The sequence below is a fragment of the Streptomyces sp. NPDC006551 genome, from assembly GCF_040611675.1.
Taxonomy (GTDB): domain Bacteria; phylum Actinomycetota; class Actinomycetes; order Streptomycetales; family Streptomycetaceae; genus Streptomyces.
This window is the reverse complement of sequence record NZ_JBEXOT010000069.1, coordinates 1-24,494: the sequence shown is the minus strand read 5'-3', so window position 1 is coordinate 24,494 and position 24,494 is coordinate 1. Positions and strand designations below refer to the sequence as shown.

General features: G+C 73.4%; 23 protein-coding genes, 2 pseudogenes and 1 riboswitch. Of the genes and pseudogenes, 15 read left to right on the top strand and 10 right to left on the bottom strand.

The features are described 5' to 3' along the window. From ABZY12_RS33010 to ABZY12_RS32995, 4 genes and pseudogenes are all read left to right on the top strand, one after another. Positions 1–237, top strand: a pseudogene (locus tag ABZY12_RS33010) (ATP-dependent helicase); the annotation flags it as partial. 93 nt (positions 238–330) lie between these two features. Further along, on the top strand, positions 331–771 hold the full coding sequence (locus tag ABZY12_RS33005; RefSeq protein ID WP_356896910.1) for a CBS domain-containing protein: 441 nt from the start codon (positions 331–333) through the stop codon (positions 769–771). 50 nt (positions 772–821) lie between these two features. Further along, positions 822–1,133, top strand: a complete 312-nt coding sequence (locus ABZY12_RS33000) for an SCO5918 family protein (protein ID WP_356896908.1) — start codon at positions 822–824, stop codon at positions 1,131–1,133. 279 nt (positions 1,134–1,412) lie between these two features. Next, complete coding sequence (locus ABZY12_RS32995; RefSeq protein WP_356896906.1) at positions 1,413–1,769, top strand: MerR family transcriptional regulator; 357 nt, start codon at positions 1,413–1,415, stop codon at positions 1,767–1,769. Between the two features lie 67 nt (positions 1,770–1,836). Here ABZY12_RS32995 and ABZY12_RS32990 read toward each other — a convergent pair whose 3' ends face one another. Then, positions 1,837–1,998: a hypothetical protein gene (locus tag ABZY12_RS32990; RefSeq protein WP_356896904.1), complete on the bottom strand. Its 162-nt coding sequence runs from the start codon at positions 1,996–1,998 to the stop codon at positions 1,837–1,839. A gap of 109 nt (positions 1,999–2,107) precedes the next feature. Between ABZY12_RS32990 and ABZY12_RS32985 the strand changes: the two genes are divergently transcribed. Next, the gene (locus ABZY12_RS32985; RefSeq protein ID WP_356896902.1) at positions 2,108–2,848 is read left to right on the top strand and encodes a protein phosphatase 2C domain-containing protein; all 741 of its coding nucleotides are present in this window, start codon (positions 2,108–2,110) and stop codon (positions 2,846–2,848) included. Between the two features lie 239 nt (positions 2,849–3,087). Here ABZY12_RS32985 and ABZY12_RS32980 read toward each other — a convergent pair. Then, a pseudogene (locus ABZY12_RS32980) lies at positions 3,088–3,261 on the bottom strand (transposase family protein); the annotation flags it as partial. A gap of 197 nt (positions 3,262–3,458) precedes the next feature. Between ABZY12_RS32980 and ABZY12_RS32975 the strand changes: the two are divergent. The 3 genes from ABZY12_RS32975 to ABZY12_RS32965 all read left to right on the top strand — a co-directional run bounded on the left by ABZY12_RS32975 (position 3,459) and on the right by ABZY12_RS32965 (position 7,206). Next, positions 3,459–5,114, top strand: coding sequence for a glycosyltransferase (locus tag ABZY12_RS32975; RefSeq protein WP_356896900.1), 1,656 nt, complete (start codon positions 3,459–3,461; stop codon positions 5,112–5,114). Between the two features lie 73 nt (positions 5,115–5,187). Beyond that, positions 5,188–6,147 (top strand): D-2-hydroxyacid dehydrogenase family protein, encoded by a 960-nt coding sequence (locus ABZY12_RS32970; RefSeq protein WP_356896898.1) that lies wholly within the window; start codon positions 5,188–5,190, stop codon positions 6,145–6,147. 90 nt (positions 6,148–6,237) lie between these two features. Then, positions 6,238–7,206: a nucleoside hydrolase gene (locus ABZY12_RS32965; protein ID WP_356896896.1), complete on the top strand. Its 969-nt coding sequence runs from the start codon at positions 6,238–6,240 to the stop codon at positions 7,204–7,206. 146 nt (positions 7,207–7,352) lie between these two features. Here ABZY12_RS32965 and ABZY12_RS32960 read toward each other — a convergent pair whose 3' ends face one another. After that, a complete protein-coding gene (locus ABZY12_RS32960; RefSeq protein WP_356896894.1) occupies positions 7,353–7,796 on the bottom strand; it encodes a MarR family transcriptional regulator in 444 nt (147 codons plus the stop codon). A 92-nt stretch (positions 7,797–7,888) separates the two neighbouring features. Between ABZY12_RS32960 and ABZY12_RS32955 the strand changes: the two genes are divergently transcribed. Then, positions 7,889–8,236 carry a DoxX family protein gene (locus tag ABZY12_RS32955; RefSeq protein ID WP_356896892.1) on the top strand — a complete coding sequence of 116 codons (348 nt, stop codon included), beginning with the start codon at positions 7,889–7,891 and terminating at the stop codon, positions 8,234–8,236. 128 nt (positions 8,237–8,364) lie between these two features. Further along, positions 8,365–9,951 carry a ribosomal protection-like ABC-F family protein gene (gene abc-f, locus ABZY12_RS32950; protein ID WP_356896890.1) on the top strand — a complete coding sequence of 529 codons (1,587 nt, stop codon included), beginning with the start codon at positions 8,365–8,367 and terminating at the stop codon, positions 9,949–9,951. On the opposite strand, the gene ABZY12_RS32945 is transcribed toward abc-f, so the two are convergent. After that, positions 9,929–10,351, bottom strand: coding sequence for a hypothetical protein (locus tag ABZY12_RS32945; protein ID WP_356896888.1), 423 nt, complete (start codon positions 10,349–10,351; stop codon positions 9,929–9,931). The two genes, abc-f and ABZY12_RS32945, sit on opposite strands and share 23 nt — an antisense overlap. Positions 10,352–10,439: 88 nt before the next feature. Then, positions 10,440–14,069, bottom strand: a complete 3,630-nt coding sequence (gene cobN / locus ABZY12_RS32940) for a cobaltochelatase subunit CobN (RefSeq protein WP_356896886.1) — start codon at positions 14,067–14,069, stop codon at positions 10,440–10,442. A 57-nt stretch (positions 14,070–14,126) separates the two neighbouring features. Then, a riboswitch (cobalamin riboswitch) is annotated at positions 14,127–14,245 on the bottom strand. 82 nt (positions 14,246–14,327) lie between these two features. Here cobN and ABZY12_RS32935 point away from each other — a divergent pair. From ABZY12_RS32935 to ABZY12_RS32925, 3 genes are read left to right on the top strand one after another with little or no spacing between them, the layout of a single operon-like run. Next, entirely contained in the window at positions 14,328–15,983 is a 1,656-nt protein-coding gene (locus tag ABZY12_RS32935) for a cobalamin biosynthesis protein CobG (protein ID WP_356896914.1), read from the top strand. Further along, positions 15,980–16,633, top strand: coding sequence for a precorrin-8X methylmutase (locus ABZY12_RS32930; RefSeq protein WP_356896884.1), 654 nt, complete (start codon positions 15,980–15,982; stop codon positions 16,631–16,633). The genes ABZY12_RS32935 and ABZY12_RS32930 overlap by 4 nt, the downstream gene beginning before the upstream one ends. Positions 16,634–16,653: 20 nt before the next feature. Beyond that, the gene (locus tag ABZY12_RS32925) at positions 16,654–18,138 is read left to right on the top strand and encodes a precorrin-2 C(20)-methyltransferase (protein WP_356896912.1); all 1,485 of its coding nucleotides are present in this window, start codon (positions 16,654–16,656) and stop codon (positions 18,136–18,138) included. On the opposite strand, the gene ABZY12_RS32920 is transcribed toward ABZY12_RS32925, so the two are convergent. Both ABZY12_RS32920 and ABZY12_RS32915 read right to left on the bottom strand, forming a co-directional pair. After that, positions 18,110–19,678 (bottom strand): serine hydrolase, encoded by a 1,569-nt coding sequence (locus ABZY12_RS32920; protein ID WP_356896882.1) that lies wholly within the window; start codon positions 19,676–19,678, stop codon positions 18,110–18,112. The genes ABZY12_RS32925 and ABZY12_RS32920 overlap by 29 nt on opposite strands. 5 nt (positions 19,679–19,683) lie before the next feature. Beyond that, positions 19,684–20,463 (bottom strand): cobalt-precorrin-6A reductase, encoded by a 780-nt coding sequence (locus ABZY12_RS32915; protein ID WP_356896880.1) that lies wholly within the window; start codon positions 20,461–20,463, stop codon positions 19,684–19,686. A gap of 12 nt (positions 20,464–20,475) precedes the next feature. Between ABZY12_RS32915 and ABZY12_RS32910 the strand changes: the two genes are divergently transcribed. Beyond that, a complete protein-coding gene (locus tag ABZY12_RS32910; RefSeq protein ID WP_356896878.1) occupies positions 20,476–21,615 on the top strand; it encodes a cobalt-precorrin-5B (C(1))-methyltransferase in 1,140 nt (379 codons plus the stop codon). Positions 21,616–21,984: 369 nt separating this feature from the next. On the opposite strand, the gene cobM is transcribed toward ABZY12_RS32910, so the two are convergent. Genes cobM through ABZY12_RS32895 form a run of 3 tightly spaced genes read right to left on the bottom strand, consistent with a single transcriptional unit; the run spans position 21,985 to position 24,137 of the window. Beyond that, positions 21,985–22,734 carry a precorrin-4 C(11)-methyltransferase gene (cobM, locus tag ABZY12_RS32905; RefSeq protein ID WP_356896876.1) on the bottom strand — a complete coding sequence of 250 codons (750 nt, stop codon included), beginning with the start codon at positions 22,732–22,734 and terminating at the stop codon, positions 21,985–21,987. Continuing rightward, positions 22,731–23,975, bottom strand: a complete 1,245-nt coding sequence (gene cbiE / locus ABZY12_RS32900; RefSeq protein ID WP_356896874.1) for a precorrin-6y C5,15-methyltransferase (decarboxylating) subunit CbiE — start codon at positions 23,973–23,975, stop codon at positions 22,731–22,733. Before cbiE ends, cobM begins: the two co-directional genes overlap by 4 nt. Positions 23,976–24,008: 33 nt before the next feature. Then, on the bottom strand, positions 24,009–24,137 hold the full coding sequence (locus ABZY12_RS32895) for a DUF6126 family protein (RefSeq protein ID WP_356896872.1): 129 nt from the start codon (positions 24,135–24,137) through the stop codon (positions 24,009–24,011). A gap of 142 nt (positions 24,138–24,279) precedes the next feature. Between ABZY12_RS32895 and ABZY12_RS32890 the strand changes: the two genes are divergently transcribed. Then, a partial coding sequence (locus ABZY12_RS32890) for an LLM class flavin-dependent oxidoreductase (RefSeq protein ID WP_356896870.1) occupies positions 24,280–24,494 on the top strand: 215 nt, incomplete at its 3' end.

Here is a 24,494-nt window from a genome sequence, read left to right as displayed (position 1 = left end):
GCCCGTCTCATGACGGACGCGGGGATCAGCCCGCGGGTCACGCAGGTCCGCTCCGGCGAGGCCGAACTGAACCGCATCACCGGCGCGCAGGCCCCTTCGGGCATCCCGGTCGTCATCACGGCTCCCGTGGCCGAGCGCCCCAAGCGCGATGCCGGCGCCCGCTCCCGGCGCAACCGCCCCTCGCAGGCGATGCGCCGTGCCGCCCAGCGGAGGACCGCCTACGACCCGGCGGCCTAGGACGGGCCAGGGGGTGTCCCGCCGAGATCGACGAGACAGCCCCCAGACGTTCGCTCGCAGGTCAGAGTCCGCCCACTTCCGCAGGAGGCACTTGTGACACCGGTTCAGACGCATCCCCGCCCCTCAGGCACCGTCTCCACGACCAGGACGGTGGCCGACACCATGGAGGCCGTCATGGCCGACACCATGGTCGACGCCATGGACGAGACCGGGCCGCAGGTCTGGGACGACATGACCGTCGAGGTGGCCCTGTCCGTCATGGCGAGCGCCCGTGCGGCGCACCTGATCGTCCGCGACAACGACGGCCGGTGCACCGGCCTGGTCACCCGGGCCCAGCTCGCCGCCGTCCACGGCAGCTCCGCCTACACCGACCGCCTCCGCCTGCGCGAGATCACCGGCGCGCACGGACCGTTCACCTCGCCCGTGACCACGATGGCCGAAGCCGAGCGGGCCATGCGTCACGGCCGAGGGGGAGCGCTGCCCGTGGTCGACGAGCACGGCCGCGCCCTGGGCGTGCTGCACCCCTCCCGCTGATCCGCCTCACCCGGTCGGACCGCTCCTCCCTCTTCTCCCTGTGAGGTCCCATGCGCTGCGTCATCGCCCGCTTCCCGTTCGAACTGACGAAGAGCGGTGTGCTGGAAACGATGAAGGGCGTCAAGCCCGAGCCGATCACCGGCGAGTCCGTGATCATCGGCCGTCGTTCCTACCCCGCCAAGCAGGTGGGTGAGATCGTCACCCGTCAGGACCGGCGCGACTTCACCGCCGGTGAAGTCCTCCGGGCCATGACCCGGCTCGGCTTCACCTGCCGCGCCCTCCCCGAGGCCGCCGCACCGGCGCCCGCTCTCAGCCCGCTCCAGCACGCGTCCGCCCTGCTCGGGATTCCCGTGCCGGCCTGACCCGGGCGCGGCGACGCTCGTCGTACGCCGCATCCGGACAACTGAACGCCTCGAACAGTGTGAGGGCCCGACCGGTACATCCCGGTCGGGCCCTCCGCGTATGCCGTTCCCGTGGGATCGCCGGGAGCGTCCGCGGGCCGGAGTCGTAACCTGATCGCTGGACACGCGAGAATCGGCGGGCGGAGATGGACCGCCGGCCGGCGGTACACGTGGGCACGTGCCTTCGGGGCCTTGGTGCCGTACGACACCAGGGCCGCACGCGTCCACAGAGAGGTGAGAATGACAGCAGACGATTCGATCGGCCGTCTCGACGACGACGACTACCCGGCCTACACCATGGGCCGGGCCGCCGAGATGCTCGGAACCACCCCCGGGTTCCTCCGCGCGATCGGGGAAGCCCGGCTGATCACTCCGCTCCGCTCGGAGGGCGGCCACCGGCGCTACTCCCGGTACCAGCTGCGCATCGCGGCCCGCGCCCGGGAACTCGTCGACCAGGGGACGCCCATCGAGGCCGCGTGCCGCATCATCATTCTCGAGGACCAGCTCGAGGAAGCCCAGCGCATCAACGCCGAGTACCGCCGCGCGGCGGCCGAACCGCCTCCGCCGGCGGAACCGCGTCCGCCGGCCACCGACTGACGTGGGCGTGCCCGCCGAACCGGCGGGCACACGCGAAACGAGACCGCCAGAGCGGTCGACTCCCAGGTCAGAGACCCGGGCCTCGGTTCGGTTCGCGCCACATGGCACGGAGGACGGGGCCGTCGGGGAGGGGCATGCCCAGCAGTCCGCGCGCGTCCGCCGCACAGTGCGCGGACGCCTCCACGCCGTCGACCCGTACGCCGAGCCGGGGGCCGAGTGTGTCGTGCACGAAGGCGACCGCGCACCCGGCGAGCGCGCCGCCGGAGACCCCGGGGCACCGGAACCGGTGAGAGCGGCTGAACTCGACCGGTCGGCGGGTGCGGCAGGACAATGGAGGCGTGGCCTACATAGCCGTGACCGCGCTGAGCCATGTCGGGCTCGTGCGCGAGCACAACGAGGACAGTCTGGTCGTCGGGCCGTGGATGCTGTGCGGCACCGTGACCGAGAACCCGCAGACCCTCGTGTTCCCGCTCGGCAGACCGCTCCTCGTCGCCGTCGCCGACGGACTCGGCGGGCAGCCCGCCGGGGAGGTGGCCAGCGGGCTGGTGGCACGGCGGCTCTCCTGGCTCGGCCCTTCGCTGGACGGCGAGGACGCGGTCCGTGACGCCCTGGATCTGTGCAACCGCGCGGTGTACGCGGCCGCCGACGACGACCCGGAGCTGTTCACGATGGGGACCACGGTCGCGGGCGTGGTCGTCACGGAGGAATCGATGCTGGCGTTCAACGTCGGCGACAGCAAGGTGTACGACGCCACCGGCGACGGGCTCCGCCAGGTGAGCGTGGACGACAGCCCGCCCCCGCCGCCGGGGCGGCGGACCACGTCGGCCGTGACGCAGACCCTCGGTGGCGGGCCCGCCTTCAGCACCGTCACGCCGCATGTGACGGCCGCCGCGCTGTCCGTCGGCGATCGGCGCCTGGTGTGCAGCGACGGGCTGACCGATCCCGTACCGGACGAGGAGATCGCCGGTCTGCTGCGGGTGTACGACGACGGCAGGGCCGCCTTCGAGCTGTGGAAGGCCGCCATCGACGCCGGGGGCCCCGACAACATCACGCTCGCGCTGGTCCGGGTCGCCGACTAGGACGTCCCTCTTTGACGGGCTGGTCAGTCGAGAAGGGGCTCTGGGCCGCTCCGAACCTGACGATCACGGGGTCGGACGCTCCCGCGGCGGCCTGAGCAGCGGCCATCGCGGCCCCCGGCCCCAGGTGTCCCGATCACCGGACGCCCAGCGCGAGACCCCTGGGAGCTTCTCCGCGAGCGCAGGGCCCAACTGCGGTGCCGGCCGGTCCGGGTCGCGGTCGTCGCGCCCGCGGCTTCGGCGGGGCGGGCTGCCGGTTCGATGGCGGGGAGGGGTCGCAGCCGCTGGATGGCCCGGCACACCGTCGCGGGAGAGCATCCGAACAGCGGCGCGAGCTGCCGCATGGTGAGGTTCGCGCGGTAGTGGACGGCCACCGGCAGCACCCGGTCGGCCAGCGGCAGGCACCACGGCCGACCACCGCCGGGTGGACACAACCGGTCCGGACGCCACGTTCCAGGCGGTAGGATCCGCGCGGATCGCTTCAAGAGCCGACCTCTCCGCGAGAGGCCCCCCGGCCCCGAGCACTTCCTCTCCCGCTGAGCAGAACCCGCCGGACCAATTGCATATCTTATTGATCGACGAATTCACGTGATCCACACAGGGGGACCATTCCATGAACGTCTCGCGCACACCGTCGGTCTCGGTCGTCCTTCCCGTCTACAACTCCATGCCGTACCTGGAGCAGACGCTCGCCTCGATCGCCCAGCAGAGCATCGGCATGGACGCCCTCGAGATCGTCGCCGTCGACGACGGCAGCACGGACGGCAGCGGGACGGTCCTCGACACGTGGGCGCGGAAGCACCCCTGGCGGATGAAGGTCGTCCACCAGGAGGCGTCCGGTGGGCCCAGCAGGCCGCGGAACGTGGGGCTCGACCACGCCACCGGCACGTACGTCTTCTTCGTCGACGGCGACGACTGCCTGGGACCCGAGGCGCTGGAGCGGCTGGTGGCGATGGCCGAGAAGAACGGCTCGGACACCGTGCTGGCGAAGCTGATCGGCGTGGGGCGGCGGGTCCCCAAGCAGGTGTTCGCCAAGAACGTCGACAAGGCGGACCTGTCGAAGGGCGATGTCTACTACACCCTCATGCCGTTCAAGCTGTTCCGGCGCGAGGTCATCGAGAAGCACCACCTCCGCTTCCCCGAGCACATGCGGATCAGTGAGGACCAGCACTTCGTCGCCCGCGCCTATCTGCACAGCAAGGTCATCTCCATCCTCGGCGACTACGACTGCTACTACGTCGTCAAGCGCGGCGACGAGGGGAACATCACCGCCGGCGGCATCGACTTCAAACTGATGCTGGAGCAGGCGGCCGAAATGGTCGAGCTCGTCACGGGCCTGACCGAACCGGGCCCGCTGCGCGACCACCTGATCGGTCGCCACGTCCGTGTCGAGCTGCTGCGCGGCCTCGACCATCGCTTCCCCGACGCGGACGACGCCGAGCGCGAGCGGCTCGTCGACCTCGGCCGGGCGTACGCGGAGCAGTGGGCCACCCCCGGTGTGCTCGCCGAGATGAACGTCGGCGAGAAGCTGCGCCTCCACTTCCTGCGCGAGGGACGCGCCGCCGAACTCGCCGCCGTGATCGACTGGGACCTCGCCGGCCGGCCCGGCAAGGCGCTCGTCCGCGAGGGCAGGCTGTACGCCGCCCCGCCGTTCCCGGCCCCTGACTCCCCCGCGTACGAGGAACTGTGTGACATCACGTCCTCCGCGCTCGGCGCCAGCCCCCGCCGACGGGTCGAACGCATCGCCTGGAAGGGCACGGTCCTCGAACTGTCCGGGTACGCCTACGTCGATCAGGTCGACACCGACGACCTCGCCACCGAGATCGTGCTGCGCCGTGACGGCGCCGGCCCGGAGATCGTCGTACCCGCCGAGCAGATTGCCTCGCCCCATCTGACGGTCAGCCGCGGCAAGGAGACGTACGACTACGGACGCGCCTGCTTCCGGGCCGCGATCGACCTCGCCACGGTCGCCGACGGCGCCGCGCTCCCGAACGGCGACTGGCACATCTCCCTGCGCTGCACCGCCCGGGGTCTGAGCGCGCACGGCGCACTGGGGACGGCGCTCGGCGGAAAGGTGTCGCGCCGGGCCGACGAGCACGCCCTGTCGCTGCCGGGTGCGGGCAAGCGCCTGCGCACCGGACGCGTCGGACCGCGTGACGGTCAGCTCGTCCTGCGGCTCAAGGCCGCCCCGTCGGCGGTATCGGCCTACGCTCTCAGCTTCGGTTGGAAGGCCGCCCGGGCGGTGCGCGCCCGGATCAACTGGAAGTAGCCGCCGCACGCAGCCGTCGGCTCAGTAGACACCCGGGAGCAGCCACCCGGGCAGCCACCGGGAAGTAGGCATCGTGAACCTGCGCTGCGCCGTACTCGACGACTACCAGGGCGTCGCGCTCACCTCCGCCGACTGGGGTCCGCTCGACGGACGCGTCGACGTACGCGTCCTGCGCGAGCATCTGACCGACCGGGACGCCCTCGTGGCCGCCCTGGAGGACTGCGAGATCGTGGTCGTCATGCGGGAGCGGACGCCGATGGACGCCGGGCTGCTCGCCCGGCTGCCCCGGCTGCGGCTGCTCGTCACCTCCGGGATGCGCAACGCCTCCATCGACCTGGCCGCCGCGGCCCGGCACGGGGTCACCGTCTGCGGCACCACCAGCAACGCCGAGCCACCCGTCGAACTCACCTGGGCGCTGATCCTCGGCCTGGCCCGGCACGTACGAGCCGAGGCGCAGGCGCTGCGCGACGGCGGCCCGTGGCAGTCGACCGTCGGCATGGACCTCGCCGGGCGCACGCTCGGCCTGGTCGGCCTGGGCAGGATCGGCGGCCGGGTCGCGCGCGTCGCTCTCGCCTTCGGCATGGACGTCCTCGCCTGGAGCCCGAACCTGACCGAGGAGCGGGCCGCCGAGCACGGCGTCCGACTGGCGCGGACGAAGGACGAGCTGCTGGAGCGGGCCGACATCGTCTCCCTCCACATGGTCCTCTCCGAGCGCACCCGCGGCCTGATCGGGGAGCGCGACCTGCGCGCGATGCGCCCCTCCGCGTACCTCGTCAACACTTCCCGCGCCGGTCTCGTCGACGGCGAAGCGCTGGTGCGGGCCCTGCGCGAGGGCTGGATCGCGGGGGCCGGTCTCGATGTCTTCGACACGGAGCCCCTCCCGTACGACGACCCGTTGCGCTCCCTGCCGAACGTGCTCGCGCTGCCGCACCTCGGGTACGTCACGGAGGCCAACTACGCGCGGTTCTACGGCGGCGCGGTCGAGGACATCGAGGCGTATCTGGCGGGGAGCCCGATCCGCCTGCTGGGCTGAACCGGGGCCGGTGCCGGAGTCGTCGCGCGGCCGGGTGACCGCACGGCCGGGGCAAGTGACGGCCGGGCGGCGGTGTGGGACGGTGGAGACATGGCCGTACCCGTGATCCTCGACTGCGATCCCGGTCACGATGACGCCTTCAACATCCTGCTGGCCGCCGCCCATCCGGCCGTCGAGCTGCTGGCCATCACCACCGTGGCGGGCAATCAGACGGTCGAGAAGACCACCCTCAACGCCCGCCGCGTCTGCGCCGTCGCCGGGATCGAGGGCGTGCCGATCGCGGCCGGCCGGAGCCGCCCGCTGCACGGCGCGCCCCTGGTCGCCGAGAACATCCACGGCGGTTCCGGGCTCGACGGGCCCGGCTTCGGCGAGGGGGAACCCGACGTGCCGCAGGATCCGCGTGACGCCCTCACCCTCATCCGGGACACCCTGCTCGCCCATCCCGCTCCGGTGACCCTCGTGCCGACGGGGCCGCTGACGAACGTCGCGACGTTCCTCCTCGCCCATCCGGAACTGAGCCACCGCATCGAACGGATCGTGCTGATGGGTGGCTCGACCGGGCGCGGGAACACCACCCCCGCCGCGGAGTTCAACATCCTCTGCGACCCGGAGGCGGCGGACATCGTCTTCAGCAGTGGGCGGCCGGTGACGATGTTCGGGCTGAACGCCACCCACCAGGTCCGCGCGACGCCCGACGTCGTCTCCCGTATCGCGGCGCTCGGTACGCCGCTCTCCCGGCTCTGCGTCCAGCTGCTGACGTACTTCGCGACGACCTACCGAGAGGTGTACGGCTTCGACGCCCCGCCCCTGCACGATCCGCTGACCGTGGCGCACCTGATCGACCCGTCGCTGATCAGCCTCGTGCGGGCGGCGGTGACGGTCGAACTGGCGGGGACGTACACGCGGGGCGCGACGGTCGTGGACCTCGACGGGGTGACGGGCCGCCCGGCCAACGCGGAGGTGGGGATGGAGGTCGACGTCCCGGCGTTCTGGGACCTGATCGTCGAGGCGGTGCGGGTGCTGGGCGCTCGTCCGGAGCGGACGCCCTCCGCCTCCTAGCCGCTCGTCCGGAGCGGACGCCCTCCGCCTCCTAGCCGCTCGTCCGCTCGATCAGCTCCCGGCTCCTGGCAGCCGCGCGTCCGCTCGGGGTCTGTCCCGGCTCCCCGCTCCCAGCCGCTCGATCCGCTCCGGCTACCGGCTGCTCCTCACCCCGCCGAGCAGTCGTGGTCGCCCTTCTCCACGCTGACCCGGTCCAACAGGCCGCGCAGCAGGACCTTCTCGGCCTCGGAGAGATCCGCGAACAACTCCCGTTCCGCCTCGCTCACCGCCGCCTCGACCCGCTCGAGTGCCGTCGCGCCCGCGTCCGTGATCTTCACGATGTGCCGGCGGCGGTCGGCCGGGTCGCGGCGGCGCTCGGCCAGCCCCTCTCCCTCCAACTCATTGAGAACCGCGACGAGCTGACTCGGATCGATCTCCATCGCCGCGGCCAGCTCACGCTGGCTCATCGCGCCCGGCGCGAGCTGCATCAGCGTCATCGCGTGACGGGGGTGCAGCCCGGCGACGCCGAGGGCGGCCCGGATGCGCGCACCGGTGAGCTCACCGCGGAAGGAGAGGAGGAAGCCGAGGCTGTCGGACGGTGAAGCTGCCATACCACTCACCGTAACAGCGACTCCATTGTGGAACGAGGTCAATCGTTGATACAGTTCAATGGTTTCGCGAGATCTACTATCGGAGTCCCTCCATGTTCATCGCCCATGCCGTCGTCGCCGCGCTCCTCGCCCTCACGATCTCCGCCTCCGCCTTCATGTCCTTCACGCGCAACCCGCAGGTCGTCGAGAGCATGACCAAGGTGGGCGTCCCGGATTCATGGCTGCCGTGGCTCGGTACGGCAAAGGCGGCGGGCGCCCTCGGCCTGCTCGCCGGGCTCGCGGTGGCACCCCTCGGCGTCGCGGCGGCGAGCGGCGTGGCGCTCTACTTCGTGGGCGCCGTGATCACCCACATACGGGCGAAGGACTACGCCATGGCTCCGGCGGTGGTGCTGACCCTGCTCGCGCTAGCCGCCCTGGTGCTGCGCATAGCCTCCACCTGAAGATAACGAGACGCGACGTCTTGCAGGGAGGGGCACAGTGGGCCTATGGTCAATGAAGCGGCACGAGACGTCTCGTCTTGCTTCGTCTCGTCTCGCCGATCCGACCACCGACACGAAGGACGTCGCCCTTGTTCCGTGCCCAACTCACCGACGTCACCAAGCGATACGACGACCGGCTCGTGCTCGACCGGGTGTCCCTCAGCGTCCGTCCCGGCGAACGCGTCGGCGTCGTCGGCGACAACGGCTCCGGAAAGACCACGCTCCTGCGGCTCCTCGCCGGCCTGGAGCCGCCCGACAACGGCACCGTCTCCGTCGACTCCCCCGGCGGTCTCGGGTACCTCGTCCAGGCCCTGGACCTGCCCGGGACCGCACGCGTCGGCGACGCGATCGACCTCGCGCTCGCCGACGTACGAGAGCTGGAGCGGCGCATCCGGGCCGCCGAGGCGACCCTGCAGGAGACGCGGGACCTCGCCGGGTACGCCGAACTGCTCGCCGCGTTCGAAGCGCGCGGCGGGCAGGACGCCGACCGGCGGGTCGAGACCACGCTGCGGCAGCTCGGCGAGCGCGCCCCGCTCGACCGCGACCGCCTGCTCCGCACGCTCTCCGGCGGACAGCGCTCGCGGCTCGCGCTCGCCGCGACGCTCGCCGCCGACCCCGAACTGCTGCTGCTCGACGAGCCCACCAACGACCTCGACGACGAGGCCGTCGCCTGGCTGGAGGAGCGGCTGCGCACCCACCGGGGGACGGTCGTCGCCGTCACCCACGACCGGGTCTTCCTCGACCGGGTCACCACGACGGTCCTGGAGGTGGACCATGAACGGCGGACCATACGCCGGTACGGCAACGGCTACGCGGGCTATCTGACCGGGCGGGCCGCCGAACGGGCCCGGTGGCAGCGGGAGTACGAGGAGTGGCGGGCCGAGTTCGCCCGGTACTCGGCGCTCGCGGACACGAACATCGACCGCTTCTCCGCGATCCCGCGCAAGGCACCGGCCTCCTTCAGCGGGGCCGGGGCGTTCCGCGCCCGGTCACGGGCGCACGGCGCGATGAGCCGTATCCGGGCGGCGCGGGAGCGGCTCCAGCGGCTCACCGAGCACCCGGTCGCCGCGCCCCCGGACCCGCTGCGCTTCACGGCACGCGTGGAGGGCACGGCAGGGCCGGTCGTCCTGACCGACGTACGGGTGGAAGGGCGGCTGCGCCTGGACTCCCTGCGGCTGGACGCCGGTGAACGGCTCCTGGTCACCGGCCCGAACGGTGCCGGGAAGACCACGCTGCTCAAGCTCCTCGCCGGCGAACTGGCGCCGGACGCGGGGACGGTGACGGCGCCGCCGCGGGTCGGGACGCTGCGGCAGGACACGGCCCTGCCGGACGACCCGCGCTCGGTGGCGGAGGCCTTCGGGCCGGGGCGGGAGGACGAACTCCTGTCGCTGGGCCTGTTCGCCGAGCGGGACCTGACGACGCCGGTACGGTCCCTCTCGACGGGACAGCGCCGCAAACTGGAACTGGCCCGTCTGGTCACCCGCCCGGCGGACCTGCTCCTCCTCGACGAACCGACGAATCACCTGGCCCCCGCGCTGGTGGAGGAGGTGGAGGCAGCACTGGCCGGCTACCCCGGCACCCTGGTGATCGTCACCCACGACCGCCGCGTCCGGAACGGCTTCCGGGGCCGCCGCCTGGAACTGGCCCCGTGGGCTACCGCACGGTGTCCGGCGTGAACGGCGGCTGCTCGAAGGTGGGCATCGGGACCACGACGACGTCGTCCCCCGGCGTGTACGGCGGGGGAACCTCCGGCGTGGGAGACGGCCGGGGCGGCGCCGGGCGGGGGTTGGGCCCGGCGTTGGGGTTCTGCGGCTCCCTCGTGGCGGTGGCGCTCCGGCGCGTGCCGGTCGACTTCGGGCGCGGCTTCGCGGTGGCGGTGTACTCGGGAGGAGCGGTGGTGCGCGTGGCCGAGGGGGAGCCCGTCGGCGACGCGGTCGGGGTCTTCACGCTCCCGCTCGGGGACGGCGTGGCCGTGGGCTTCTCCGCCACAGGCCCGCCCTCACCCGCGCACGCCGTCAGCACCAGGCCCAGCAGTACGGCCGCCGAACCCGCCATCATCTTGTCGCGGGCTCGCATGCCCACCACCCCGCCCCAGGTCACATCCCGATCCGCACACACGTGCGGCGGACCGGGATCATAACCAGCGGCCCCCGTGGCCGGCGGCTCAGCCCTCGCCGCCCTCGCCGTCGTCGTCCGCGCCGCCCTCCAGGTCACCCTCCGTCTGGAGGAAGACCTCCCGCAGGGCCGCCAGGGTCTGCGGGTCCGGCTTCTCCCACATGCCGCGGGACTCGGCCTCCAGGAGGCGCTCCGCGATGCCGTGCAGCGCCCAGGGGTTGGCCTCCTGGAGGAAGGCGCGGTTCTCCGGGTCCAGGACGTAGGTCTCCGTCAGCTTGTCGTACATCCAGTCGGCGACCACGCCGGTCGTGGCGTCGTAGCCGAAGAGGTAGTCGACCGTCGCCGCCAGTTCGAAGGCGCCCTTGTAGCCGTGGCGGCGCATCGCCTCGATCCACTTCGGGTTGACCACGCGGGCCCGGAAGACGCGGGAGGTCTCCTCGACCAGGGTGCGCGTGCGGACCGTCTCCGGACGGGTCGAGTCACCGATGTACGCCTCGGGGGCCGTGCCCTTCAGCGCGCGGACGGTCGCCACCATGCCGCCGTGGTACTGGAAGTAGTCGTCGGAGTCGGCGATGTCGTGCTCGCGCGTGTCCGTGTTCTTCGCCGCCACGGCGATCCGCTTGTACGCCGTCTCCATCTCCGCCCGGGCCGGCCGGCCTTCGAGGCCGCGGCCGTAGGCGTACCCGCCCCACACGGTGTAGACCTCGGCCAGGTCCGCGTCCGTGCGCCAGTCGCGCGAGTCGATCAGCTGGAGGATGCCGGCGCCGTACGTGCCCGGCCGCGAGCCGAAGATCCGGGTCGTGGCGCGCCGCTCGTCGCCGTGCTCGGCCAGATCGGCCTGCGCGTGCGCCCGTACGAAGTTGGCGTCGGCCGGCTCGTCGAGCGAGGCCGCGAGCCGTACCGCGTCGTCCAGAAGCCCGATGACGTGCGGGAACGCGTCCCGGAAGAAGCCCGAGATGCGCAGGGTGACATCGATGCGCGGGCGGCCCAGCTCCTCCAACGGCACCGGCTCCAGGCCGTTGACCCGGCGCGAGGCGTCGTCCCACAGCGGGCGGACACCGAGGAGGGCCAGCGCCTCCGCCACGTCGTCGCCCGCCGTGCGCATCGCGCTCGTCCCCCACAGGGAGAGCCCGACGGAGGTCGGCCACTCGCCGTTGTCGGCGCGGTAGCGCTCCAGGAGGGAGTCGGCGAGCGCCTGGCCGGTCTCCCAGGCGAGGCGGGAGGGCACGGCCTTGGGGTCGACGGAGTAGAAGTTGCGGCCGGTCGGCAGCACGTTGACCAGTCCGCGCAGCGGCGAACCCGAGGGGCCCGCCGGCACGAAGCCACCGTTCAACGCGTGGACGGCGTGGGAGAGTTCGTCGGTCGTCCCGGCGAGCCGCGGCACCACCTGCTCGCACGCGAAGCGCAGAACGGCCGCTACATCGGGACCGTACGCGCCGGCGACCGCCGGGACCGCGTCCACGGACCAGCCCGCAGCCTCCATCGCCTCGACCAGCTCGCGCGCCTTCGCCTCCGCCTCGTCGGCGGTCCGCAGCGTCGCGGCCGACTCGTCCAGGCCCAGCGCCTCACGGAGGCCCGGCAGCGCCTGCGTACCGCCCCAGATCTGCCGGGCGCGCAGGATCGACAGCACGAGGTTGACCCGCGCCTCGCCCTCCGGCGCCCCGCCGAGCACATGCAGACCGTCCCTGATCTGCGCGTCCTTGACCTCGCAGAGCCAGCCGTCGACGTGCAGCAGGAAGTCGTCGAAGCCGTCGTCGTCGGGCCGGTCCTCCAACCCCAGGTCGTGGTCGAGCTTGGCGGCCTGGATCAGCGTCCAGATCTGGGCGCGGATCGCCGGCAGCTTCGACGGGTCCATGGACGAGATCTGCGCGTACTCGTCGAGGAGCTGCTCCAGGCGCGCGATGTCGCCGTAGGAGTCGGCGCGGGCCATCGGCGGCACCAGGTGGTCGACGAGCGTCGCGTGCACACGCCGCTTGGCCTGGGTGCCCTCGCCCGGGTCGTTGACCAGGAACGGGTACACGAGCGGCAGGTCACCGAGCGCCGCGTCCGGGCCGCAGGCGGCGGACAGGCCGGCGTTCTTGCCGGGCAGCCACTCCAGGTTGCCGTGCTTGCCGAGGTGGACCATGGCGTCCGCCCCGAAACCGCCGTCGGCCCGGGAGGCCGCGATCCAGCGGTAGGCGGCCAAGTAGTGGTGGGACGGCGGCAGATCGGGGTCGTGGTAGATCGCGATCGGGTTCTCGCCGAAGCCGCGCGGCGGCTGGATGAGGATCAGCAGGTTCCCGCGGCGCAGCGCCGCGAGCACGATGTCGCCCTCGGGGTTGCGGGAGCGGTCCAGGAACATCTCGCCGGGCGGCGGCCCCCAGTGCTCCTCCACCTGCTCGCGGAGCTCCTCCGGCAGCGTCGCGTACCAGCGCTTGTAGTCGGCGGCCGGGATACGGACGGGGTTGCGGGCCAGCTGCTCCTCGGTGAGCCAGTCCTGGTCGTGGCCGCCGGCCTCGATGAGCGCGTAGATCAGCTCGTCGCCGTCGCCGGAGACCAGGCCGGGGATCTCGTCCTCGGGCCCGAAGTCGTAACCCTCCTCCCGCAGCCGGCGCAGGAGCGCCACGGCGGAGGCGGGGGTGTCGAGGCCGACGGCGTTGCCGATCCGGGAGTGCTTCGTCGGGTACGCGGAGAGGACCAGGGCCAGGCGCTTCTCGGCGTTCGGGATGTGCCGCAGGCGGGCGTGGCGGACCGCGATCCCTGCGACGCGGGCCGCGCGCTCGGGGTCGGCGACGTAGGCCGGGAGCCCGTCCTCGTCGATCTCCTTGAAGGAGAACGGGACGGTGATGAGCCGGCCGTCGAACTCGGGGACGGCGACCTGGCTGGCGGCGTCGAGCGGGGAGAGACCCTCGTCGTTCTCCTCCCAGGCCGTACGCGAACCGGTGAGGCAGAGCGCCTGCAGGATCGGTACGTCGAGGGCGGCGAGCGCGCCCGCGTCCCAGGCCTCTTCGTCACCGCCGGCCTGGGCCTCGGCGGGCTTGGTGCCGCCGGCGGCGAGGACGGTGGTGACGATCGCGTCGACGCCGCGCAGCCGCGCCAGCAGTTCGGGTTCGGGGGCGCGCAGGGAGGCCACGTAGAGCGGCAGGGCCTGGGCTCCGGCGTCCTCGATGGCGTCGCAGAGGGTACCGACGAAGGCGGTGTTCCCGCTCATGTGGTGGGCGCGGTAGTAGAGCACCGCGACGGTCGGACCGTCGGCCGTCCGGGGGGTGCGCTCCAGCGGTCCCCAGGTGGGGGCCGCGGCCGGGGCCTCGAAGCCGTGGCCGGTGAGCAGCACGGTGTCGGCGAGGAACCGGGCGAGCTGCTCCAGATTGCCGGGGCCGCCGTGCGCGAGGTAGGCGTGGGCCTCGGTGGCGACGCCGATCGGGACCGTGGAGGTCTCCATGAGCTGGGCGTCGGGGGCCTGTTCGCCGGAGAGCACCACCAGCGGCTTCCCGGCGGCGCGCAGCGTCCGGAGTCCGTCCTCCCAGGCCCGCAGGCCGCCGAGGAGGCGTACGACGACGAGGTCGGAGCCGTCCAGGAGACCGGGGAGGTCGTCGACGGCGAGGCGGGAGGGGTTGGCGAACCGGTACGCGACCGGGCCGCCGGCCGCGCGGGCGCTGAGCAGGTCGGTGTCGGAGTGCGACAGCAACAGAATTCGCATGCGAGCGCAGGCCTTCCTCGGGGTTGTCCGCGCCCCGGGTGGTCGTGTGGACGGCGGGAGTTCCTGACTCACCCGTTCGGTCTCGGTGTTCCGGTCCGGCGTTCCGGTACCGGCGTTCCGTTTCCGGGACGGGCTCACAGTGGCGGGACCGCGCCGGAATCTCACCGGGCTTCCTCCCCGGGGTCCTGGGACCCCATGCCGTCTGCATAGTAGATCCTGCGCACAGCGGCCCGGAGGGTCACCCGGATCCACGTGGGTATGCTCGCCGCCATGCCGCCCACCCCACCCACAACGCCCAACCGGGGCGAACCTCTCATACGGGACCGTGGCGATGCCTGCCCCGGGGCGCTGCGCCTGCACCCCGCCGACGACGGCCGCCTGGCCCGACTCCGCTTGCCCGCAGGCTTGTTGACGTCTCGTCAGGTGGCGGTGCTCGCCGCCGCGGCCGAGGAGCTGGGCGACGGGTCGATCAGCGTCACCTCACGGGGGAACGTCGAGCTGCGCGGCCTCGGCGAGGGCTGCGGAACGGACCTCGCGGAGCGGCTCGCACAGGCCGGTCTGCTGCCCTCCGCGACCCACGAACGGGTCCGGAACATCGTCGCCTCGCCCCTGGCCGGAGTGGACGGAATCGGCTGCGGCGACGTGCAGTTGTGGGCCCGCGAGCTGGACGCGCTGCTGTGCGCGCGGGACTGGACGGCGGCGCTTTCCGGCCGTTTCCTCTTCGCCTTCGACGACGGGCGGGGGGACGTGGCCGGACTGGGCGCGGATGTGACGTTGTTCTCAACGGAGCGGACGACGGGCGACGGGGTCGGGTCACCCGGCGCGGAGGCCCCCGCACTCGCCGTGGACGACGGGGTCGGGCCGACCGCTCCGGAGACCGCCGCACCCGCCGCGAGCTTGCCGTCGAGCGGGCCGGCCGGCGGCGTCCTCGTGCGCGTCGGGCGGCAGGTTCGCCGAGTCGCGCCCGCTGACGCGGCGCGGGCCGCACTCGCCGCCGCGGACGCCTTCCTGACCGCCGCCCGCGAGGCGGGCACGGGGGCCTGGCGGGTACGTGAACTCCCCGAAGGCTTCGAACCGGACCTCGCGGCCGCGCTGCGTCGCGCGGACATCCCGACGTGGTCACCGCCCGAGGCGGCCGGGTCCACGCCCCGACTGTCGCCGACCGGGACCACCCCGAGCGAAGCCGCGGCGACCGCCGGGGCCACCCCGGCCGAAGCCGCGCCGGCCAGCGGGAACACCCCGAGCGCGCCGGCCGCCCCCCACCCCCCGGCAGCCGAAGCCCCGGCCACCGGCACCACCCCGGCCGAAGCCTCAACGGCCACCGACACCACCCCACCCACGCCGACCGCCCCCCGCCCCCCGGCAGCCGAAGCCCCGGACCGCACAAGGCCGACCGCACCCACCCCCGGCCCCCTCCCCGGTGTCTTCCGGGACCCCGGGAGCGGGCGGCACGCCGTCGCCGTTTCCGTGCGGCTCGGGCGGCTGACCGCCGACCAGTTGCGGGCGCTCGCGCCCTCCGGCGGCGGTGAGCTGCGGCTCACCCCGTGGCGCGGCGCCGTCGTGACCGGCTTCACCGACCGCGCGGCCGCCGAGGAACGGCTCGCCGCGCTCGCGGAGGCCGGTCTGATCACCCGTACCGACTCCCCCTGGCTCGGCGTCGGCGCCTGCACCGGGCGGCCCGGGTGCGCCAAGTCGCTCGCCGACGTACGGGCGGACGCGACCCCCGGACACGGCGGGGCCGGCGGGCGCCCGGTCCACTTCTCCGGCTGCGAACGGCGCTGTGGTCACCCCAAGGGGACCTGGGTGGACGTGGTGGCGACGCGCGACGGGACGTACGAGGTCGACGGCGTCCCCACCCCGAGAACGCGACTGGCGGCCGCCGTGGCGACAGCCCGTACCCCAACGACGAGATGAGCGAGAGCAACAGGATGTTCGACTACGAGAAGGACGGGGCGGAGATCTACCGCCAGTCCTTTGCCACGATCCGCGCCGAGGCGGATCTCGCGGGTCTGCCCGCCGACGTCAGCCAGGTCGCGGTACGGATGATCCACGCCTGCGGCATGGTCGACCTCGTCCGTGACCTCGCCTACTCGCCCCAGGTCGTCTCCCGCGCCCGCGCCGCCCTGCGCGCCGGCGCGCCGATCCTCTGCGACGCGCAGATGGTCGCCAGCGGGGTGACCCGCAAGCGGCTGCCCGCCGACAACGACGTGGTCTGCACCCTCTCCGACCCCTCCGTGCCCGCCCTCGCGGCCGAGCTCGGCACCACCCGCAGCGCGGCGGCCCTGGAGCTGTGGCGCGACCGCCTCGAAGGATCGGTCGTCGCCATCGGCAACGCGCCCACCGCCCTCTTCCGCCTCCTGGAGATGATCGAGGAGGGCGCCGGGCGCCCGGCGGCCGTCCTCGGCATACCGGTCGGCTTCATCGGCGCCGCGGAGTCCAAGGACGCGCTGGCCGCCCAGGACCTGGGCCTCGACTACCTCGTCGTCCGGGGCCGGCGCGGCGGCAGCGCGATGACGGCCGCCGCGATCAACGCGATCGCCCACGAGGCGGAGATCCAGGCATGAGCGGAACCACGAGCGGAGCCATGAGCGGAAAGCTGTACGGCGTCGGGCTCGGCCCCGGCGACCCCGACCTGATGACCGTGGCGGCGGTGAAGGCGATCGCGTCGGCGGACGTCGTCGCGTACCACTCGGCCCGCCACGGCCGGTCCATCGCCCGGTCCATCGCGGCGGAGCACATTCGCGAGGACCACATCGAGGAGCGGCTGATGTACCCGCTCACGGTGGAGACGACCGACCACCCCGGTGGCTACCGCGGCGCGCTCGACGACTTCTACGAGGAGGCGTCGGCGCGGCTCGCCGCCCACCTGGACGCGGGCCGCACGGTCGCCGTCCTCGCCGAGGGCGACCCGCTCTTCTACGGCTCGTACCAGCACATGCACAAGCGTCTGGCACACCGCTACGACACGACCGTCATCCCCGGTGTCACCTCCGTCAGCGCGGCCGCCGCGCGGCTCGGCGAGCCGCTGTGCGAGGCCGAGGAGGTTCTGACGATCATCCCCGGCACGCTGCCGGAGGACGAGCTGACGGCCCGGCTCGCGGGCACGGACTCGGCGGTCGTGATGAAGCTGGGCCGGACGTTCCCGGCCGTGCGGCGCGCCCTGGAGCGGGCGGGCCGTCTCGAGGACGCGCGCTATGTGGAGCGGGCGTTCATGGCGGGCGAGCGGACGGAGGCCCTGGCCGAGGTCGACCCGGCGTCGGTCCCGTACTTCTCGGTGGCCGTGCTGCCCTCCCGTATCGACCAGCAGCCCCCCGTACGGGAGCGGGGCGAGGTCGTCGTCGTCGGCACCGGACCGGCGGGCGCGCCCTGGCTGACGCCGGAGTCGCGCGGCGCCCTGGTCAACGCCGACGATCTGGTCGGCTACACCACCTACCTCGACCGGGTGCCGGCCCTGCGGCCCGGACAGCGGCGGCACGGCTCCGACAACAAGGTGGAGTCCGAGCGGGCCGAGTTCGCCCTGGACCTGGCGCGGCGCGGCCGGCGGGTCGCGGTCGTCTCGGGCGGCGACCCGGGGGTGTTCGCGATGGCGACGGCGGTACTGGAGGTGGCCTCCGACCCGGCGTACGCGGACGTGCCCGTGCGCGTCCTGCCCGGGGTCACCGCGGCCAACGCGGCCGCCGCGGCGGCGGGCGCGCCCCTGGGCCACGACTACGCGACGATCTCCCTCTCCGACCGCCTCAAGCCCTGGGACGTGATCGCCGAACGGCTTCGCGCGGCGGCCGGCGCGGACCTGGTCCTGGCCCTGTACAACCCGGGCTCCCGCTCCCGCACGCACCAGGTGGCCGCCGCCCGCGACCTGCTGCTCGAACTGCGCGCCCCGGAGACCCCGGTGGTCGTGGCGCGGGACGTCGGCGGCCCTCAGCAGTCGGTCCGCGTGGTGACCCTGAAGACGCTGGAGCCGTCGGAGGTCGACATGCGCACCCTGCTGCTGATCGGCTCGTCCCAGACCCGCGCGGTGGACCGCGCCGACGGCCGCACGATCACCTGGACGCCCCGCCGCTACGGCTGAACGTCCCCAGGCCGTTCTGGTCGAGGTACTCGATCCGGACGGAGGTGCCGTCCGGATCGAAGGTGACACCGGTGAGCCCGACGGCGTTCTCGCCGGTGGTCGGGAAGCTGAAGGTGTCACCCGCGTAGTGGGTGAGCCGGAACTCCTTGTGGGGCGCGGGCCCGAGCCGCAGGGTCAGCGCCCCGGCCCGGTCCGCCACCACGGTCAGGGGGCCGTAGTAGGCGTTGGTGTACGTGCCGGTGTACGCGTCGGCGGCCTTCGCCGGCGCCGCGTCGGGCGGCGGGTGGGCGAAGTCGGTCGTGGACCGGCCCGCCTCCTCCTGCCGCTGGTAGATCCCGGCGACCAACGGCAGCCAGTCCCGGCTGGGTTCGCCGTCCTGCGCCACGTCGAAGAAGTCCAGGGCGACGGCGTCGGCCAGGCCGGCCGGGGCGCCGTTGGTGAGGACGACGATGCCTAGCCGCTCGCCGGGGAGCATCGTGACGTTGGTGTGGGCGCCGAGCGCGAACGCGCCGGTGTGCGAGAGGCGCAGCCGGCCCTCGTCGTCGTAACTCACGTTCCACCCCAGGCCGTAGAAGGCGGTCCGGCCGGCCGGTGCCGGGGGCGGACTGGAGACGGTCTGCGGCCAGTGGGTGCGCACCAGGCTCTCGGCGTCGATGATCTGCCGGCCGTCGAGCTTGCCGTTCGCCAGCTGGAGGCGCAGCCAGGCGCTCATGTCGCGGGCGCTGGAACTGACGCCGCCGGCCGGTGACTGGGCGTCGGGATCCCGGACGAAATTCGGCTTCCAGGTGCCGTCGGCGGTCTTCACGTGGCCGACGGCGCGGTCGGACGCCTTCTGGAAGTCCTCGAAGCGGGAGCTGGTGGAGTTCATGCCGGCCGGCTTGTAGAGGGTGTCGGCGGCGAGCTTCTCCCAGGCCACGCCCTTCTCGTCGGCGACGGCCTGGGCGGCGGCCGTGAGGCCGAAGTTGGTGTAGGCGTAGCTGGCGCGGAACGGGGTGAGGGGCTCGTAGCGCAGGTGGGACAGGATGTACGACCGGTCGTAGCCGAGGTCTTCGAGCAGGTCCCCGGCGTGGTCGGGAAGGCCGCTGCGGTGGGCGAAGAGGTCGGCGACCGTGACGTGCGAGGTCACCCACGGGTCCTTGAGCCGGAAGTCGGGGACGTGCGGGGCGACGGGCTTCTCCCAGCCTTCCACCCCGACCGCTCCGGCGACGACGGTGGAGGCGATCGGCTTGGAGACGGACGCCAGCTGGAAGACGGTGTCGGCGTCGACCCGGGCGGCCTTGCCCGCCTCCCGTACGCCGTACCCCTTCAGCCCGACGACCTCGTCCTGGTACACGACGGCGACGGAGACCCCGGGGACACCGGTCCGCTCCATGCCCTTCCGTACGATCTCGTCCAGCCGGCCGACGGCCCGGTCGACGTCCGCCCGGTCGAGCCGGGCGGGCGGCTGAGGAGGCGGCGGTGAGGGGCTGGGCGCGACGAGTCCGGCTCCACCGAGCAACGCGACGAGCCCCGCGCCCAGGAGGCCGCGGACGGTTCCCATGCCTCTCATTCAACGCCCGGGTGTGGCCTTTGTCGTCCGGAGGGCGCGGCCGGTCGGTCCCGTTCCCGGACCCAGGCGGCGGCCTCCTCCGGGGTCGCGGCCACCGGGACGCCCTCCGGTACGGGCGGGCGGCGGACGATGACGACGGGGATGCCCGCCTCGCGGGCCGCGTGGAGTTTGGGGGCCGTCGCGGCGCCGCCGCTGTCCTTCGTCACCAGGGTGTCGACGCGGTGGCGGCTCAGCAGGGCGCGTTCGCCGGCGAGGGTGAACGGGCCCCGGTCCAGGAGGACTTCGGTGCGCGCCGGCATCGGCGGGGCGGGGGCGTCCACGGAGCGGACGAGGAACCATTGCGGGCAGTCGGCGAAGGCGGCGAGCCCCATCCGGCCGGTCGTCAGGAACACGCGCTCGGCCCCCAGGCCGGACAGGGCGTCGGCGGCCTCCTCCAGGGAGGCGACCGAGTGCCAGCGGTCGCCTTCGACCGGGACCCAGCCGGGGCGGCGCAGCGCCAGCAGGGGAACATGGGCCGTGGCGGCCGCCCGGGCCGCGTTGAAGCTCATGGTCCGTGCGAAGGGATGGGTGGCGTCGATGACCGCGTCCACGTGGTGCGCGCGCAGCCAGTCGGCGAGGCCATCGGCGCCGCCGAACCCGCCGATCCGGACCTCGCCCACCGGCAGCCGGGGCCGTGCGACCCGCCCGGCGAGGGAGCTGGTGACCCGCACCTCGGGGTGGAGCGCCTCGGCCAGGGCGCGGGCCTCGGTCGTGCCCCCGAGAATGAGTACGTGCATGGGAGTCCGTTCATGAGTTCCGACGGCGGGCGCGAGGCCCAACTCAAGCACACGGGTCTGCGGCCCGGATGGACGACCGGCGCCTGTGCGACGGCCGCGACGACGGCGGCGTACACGGCCCTGCTCACGGGCGAGTTCCCGGACCCCGTGACGATCACCCTCCCGAAGGGGGACCGGCCGGCGTTCGCGCTCGCGGCCGAGGAGCGGACCGGCGACCACGCCATGGCGGGGATCGTGAAGGACGCGGGCGACGACCCGGACGTGACGCACGGCGCGCTGGTCCGCTCGACGGTACGGATCCTCCCTGCCGGTTCCGGCGTCGTCTTCCGCGCCGGGCCCGGGGTCGGCACGGTCACCCTGCCCGGCCTGCCCCTGGAGGTCGGCGAACCGGCGATCAACCCGGTGCCGCGCCGGATGATGCGCGAGCACGTCGCCGAGGTGGCCGCCGCGCACGGCGCCCCCGGCGACGTGGAGATCACGGTCTCGATCGACCACGGCGAGGAGATCGCCCGCTCCACCTGGAACCCCCGCATCGGCATCCTCGGCGGCCTGTCCGTGCTCGGCACGACCGGGATCGTCGTCCCGTACTCCTGCTCCGCCTGGATCGACTCCATCCGCCGGGGTGTGGACGTGGCGCGGGCGGCCGGCCTGACGCATGTGGCGGGCTGCACGGGCTCCACCTCCGAGAGGACCGTGACGACGCTCTACGACCTGCCCGAGATCGCCCTGCTCGACATGGGCGACTTCGCGGGCGCCGTCCTGAAGTACATCCGCCGCCACCCCGTGGACCGCCTGACGATCTGCGGCGGCTTCGCCAAGCTCTCCAAGCTGGCGGCCGGACATCTCGACCTCCACTCCGCCCGTTCCCAGGTCGACAAGGGCTTCCTCGCCGGCCTGGCCCGCTCGGGCGGCGCGACCGAGGACCTGGCCGCGCGGGTCGCCGGCGCCAACACGGGCCTGGAGGCCCTCCGGCTGTGCGAGGCCGCGGGCGTCCCTCTCGGGGACCTGGTGGCCGCGACGGCCCGTGACGAGGCCCTGGCCGTGCTGAGGGGGGCTCCGGTCGCGGTCGATGTCGTCTGCGTCGACCGCGCGGGCGCGGTGGTGGGCCGCGCCGCGCCGCGGGGGCCCGGGGGCGGTCCGCCGCGCGGGTAGCCGGTCCGTGTGCTGTCCGGGTGCTGTCCGGGCGCACGCCACCGACATGCGGGCCGGGTCGGTCGACCCTAGACTCGCGAGGGCAGAGAGTCCCGATCGAAAGGGTTTGTGCCCATGTCGAAGCGAGGCAACAAGCGACGCGCCAGGAAGAAGAAGGGCGCGAACCACGGCAAGCGGCCCAACACCTGAGGCGCCGCCGCGGGGCCGGTACGTCCGCCGAGGACGCACCGGCCCCGCGGTGCTGCGTGGGGTCCGCCCGGAACGGCTGCCCGGAACGGCTGTCCGGAACGGCTGTCCGCAGCGTCCGCCCGGAGCGGCGCCGTGCAGCAGCCGTGCGGAGAACAGCCCCCTCGGCCGACAGGCCCCGGCTCAGCAGACGTGGCGGTCGCGGGCCGGGTCGTAGAGGTGGCTGTCGCGGAACTGGGTGGCGGCCAGGGTGCGGCCGACCAGGATGACGGCCGTCTTCGTGATCCCCGCGGCCTTCACCTGGGACGCGATGTCGTCCAGCGTGCCCCGCAGGATCACTTCGTCGGGGCGACTGGCCATCGCCACGACCGCGGCCGGACAGTCGGCGCCGTAGTGCGGGAGGAGTTCGTCGACGACCCGGTCGACGTAACGGGCGGCCAGGTGCAGGACCAGAAGCGCGCCGCTACGGCCGAGGGTCGCCAGGTCCTCGCCCTCCGGCATCGGGGTGGCCTGCTGGGCGATGCGGGTGAGGATGACCGTCTGGCCGACGGTGGGGACGGTGAGTTCCCGCTTCAGGGCCGCCGCGGCCGCCGCGAACGCCGGGACGCCCGGCACGACCTCGTACGGGATGCCCACCGCGTCCAGGCGGCGCATCTGCTCGGCGACCGCGCTGAACACGGACGGGTCACCCGAGTGCAGCCGGGCCACGTCGTGCCCCTCCTCGTGGGCGCGGACGATCTCGGCGACGATCCGGTCCAGGTCGAGGTCGGCGGTGTCGACGAGCCGGGCGTCCGGCGGGCACTCGGCCAGCAGCTCGCGGGGGACCAGGGAGCCCGCGTACAGGCACACCCCGCACGCGGCGAGCGTCCGCGCGCCGCGCACGGTGATCAGGTCGGCGGCCCCGGGGCCCGCGCCGATGAAGTAGACGGTCATGCTCCAACTCCTGATTTCGTTACGGACCACTGCGTGACCGGCATCGCCTGGCGCCAGCCGGTGAAGCCGCCCACCGGGACGGCCTGGGCGACGGCGAGCCGGACCAGCTCGCCGCCGTGGCGGCGGTACCGGTCCGCGAGCAGCGCCTCGGACTCCAGCGTCACGGTGTTCGCGACCAGCCGCCCGCCCACCGGCAGCGCGTCCCAGCAGGCGTCGAGCAGGCCGGGTGCGGTCAGGCCGCCGCCGATGAAGATCGCGTCCGGGGCCGGCAGCTCGGCCAGGGCCTCGGGCGCGGGTCCCGTGACGACCCGCAGCCGCGGGACGACGCCGAGGGTTACGGCGTTGCGGCCGATCCGCGCGGCCCGCTCCGGGTCCTTCTCGACCGCGATCGCCTGACAGGAGCGGTGCGTGCGCAGCCATTCGATGCCGATGGAGCCGGAGCCGCCGCCGACGTCCCACAGGAGTTCGCCGGGCGCGGGGGCGAGGGCGGCGAGAGTGGCCGCGCGGACGTAGCGCTTGGTGAGCTGACCATCGTGCTCGTACGCCTCGTCCGGCAGGCCGGGTACGGCGCCGAGGCGCAGGGCGTCGGGCGCGCGGACGCAGTCGAGGGCGATGACGTTCAGGGCGTCGAGACGCTCCTCGTCGGGCCAGGCGTCGGCCGTGCCGTCGACGATCCGCTCGTGGCGGCCGGCGAGCTGTTCGAGCACCCGCATCCGGCTGCCGCCGTACCCCTTCTCCCGCAGCAGGGCCGCGACCTGCCCGGGAGTGTGACGGCTGGAGCTGAGGACCAGCAGCCGCCGCCCGTCGTGCAGGGCGGCGGTGAGCGAGGCGAGCGGCCTGCCGACCAGGGTGACCGTCTCGACGGCCTCCAGGGCCCAGCCGAGGCGGGCGCAGGCGTACGAGACGGAGGACGGGTGGGGCAGCACGTGCAGCCGGTCCGCGCCGATCGTCTCGGCGAGGGTGCGGCCGATCCCGTAGAACATCGGGTCGCCGCTGGCGAGGACCGCGATGCGCCGGCCCTCGTACGCGGCGAACAGTCCGGGGACGGCGGGACGCAGCGGGGAGGGCCAGGTGATCCGCTCACCGGGGCACTCGGCCGGGGGCAGCAGGTCCAGCTGGCGGGGGCCGCCGATCAGGACGTCGGCGGTACGCAGGGTCCGGCGGGAGTTCTCGGGGAGTCCGTCCCAGCCGTCCGCGCCGATTCCGACGACCGATATCGCAGGCAGGGGAACGGTGCTCACGTCGGCGAACTCTACGGGAGCCCTGAGCAGGCCTTACTTCTGGGCGTTCTGTCCGACGTAGAAGAGGAGCCAGACGAAGCCGGCGAACGCGTGCGTCGCGAAGACGTAGACGAAGACGCGGAGCATGACGCCCCGCTCTTTCCAGCGTTCGGTGTCGGTCACGGCCCCCAGCGTACGGCCGGAATAGGACGAAGGGGTGCGTGGTTGAGGCAGATAGTTTAAGCTTCAATCAATATCGACCAGCAAGGCTCCGTCCGAACCGGCCGAATGGCCGGCCCGCGAGGCCCCGCGAGAGGTGAGCACGATGCAGTTCGGGATCTTCACCGTCGGCGACGTCACGACCGACCCCACCACCGGCCGCACCCCCACCGAGCACGAGCGGATCAAGAACACCGTCGCCATCGCGCTCAAGGCGGAGGAGGTAGGGCTCGACGTCTTCGCGACCGGTGAGCACCACAACCCGCCGTTCGTGCCGTCCTCCCCGACGACGCTCCTCGGGCACATCGCGGCCCGGACCGA

Coding starts and splice junctions, on each gene's coding strand:
- ABZY12_RS32955 (WP_356896892.1), top strand. CDS start 7,889: ATGTTCATCGCCCATGCCGTCGTCGCCGCGCTCCTCGCCCTCACGATC.
- ABZY12_RS32995 (WP_356896906.1), top strand. CDS start 1,413: ATGACAGCAGACGATTCGATCGGCCGTCTCGACGACGACGACTACCCG.
- cobN (WP_356896886.1), bottom strand. CDS start 14,069: ATGCGAATTCTGTTGCTGTCGCACTCCGACACCGACCTGCTCAGCGCC.
- ABZY12_RS32935 (WP_356896914.1), top strand. CDS start 14,328: ATGCTCGCCGCCATGCCGCCCACCCCACCCACAACGCCCAACCGGGGC.
- ABZY12_RS32965 (WP_356896896.1), top strand. CDS start 6,238: ATGGCCGTACCCGTGATCCTCGACTGCGATCCCGGTCACGATGACGCC.
- ABZY12_RS32960 (WP_356896894.1), bottom strand. CDS start 7,796: ATGGCAGCTTCACCGTCCGACAGCCTCGGCTTCCTCCTCTCCTTCCGC.
- ABZY12_RS32910 (WP_356896878.1), top strand. CDS start 20,476: ATGAGTTCCGACGGCGGGCGCGAGGCCCAACTCAAGCACACGGGTCTG.
- ABZY12_RS32925 (WP_356896912.1), top strand. CDS start 16,654: ATGAGCGGAAAGCTGTACGGCGTCGGGCTCGGCCCCGGCGACCCCGAC.
- ABZY12_RS32915 (WP_356896880.1), bottom strand. CDS start 20,463: ATGCACGTACTCATTCTCGGGGGCACGACCGAGGCCCGCGCCCTGGCC.
- ABZY12_RS33000 (WP_356896908.1), top strand. CDS start 822: ATGCGCTGCGTCATCGCCCGCTTCCCGTTCGAACTGACGAAGAGCGGT.
- ABZY12_RS32975 (WP_356896900.1), top strand. CDS start 3,459: ATGAACGTCTCGCGCACACCGTCGGTCTCGGTCGTCCTTCCCGTCTAC.
- cobM (WP_356896876.1), bottom strand. CDS start 22,734: ATGACCGTCTACTTCATCGGCGCGGGCCCCGGGGCCGCCGACCTGATC.
- ABZY12_RS32945 (WP_356896888.1), bottom strand. CDS start 10,351: ATGCGAGCCCGCGACAAGATGATGGCGGGTTCGGCGGCCGTACTGCTG.
- ABZY12_RS32920 (WP_356896882.1), bottom strand. CDS start 19,678: ATGGGAACCGTCCGCGGCCTCCTGGGCGCGGGGCTCGTCGCGTTGCTC.
- ABZY12_RS32930 (WP_356896884.1), top strand. CDS start 15,980: ATGAGCGAGAGCAACAGGATGTTCGACTACGAGAAGGACGGGGCGGAG.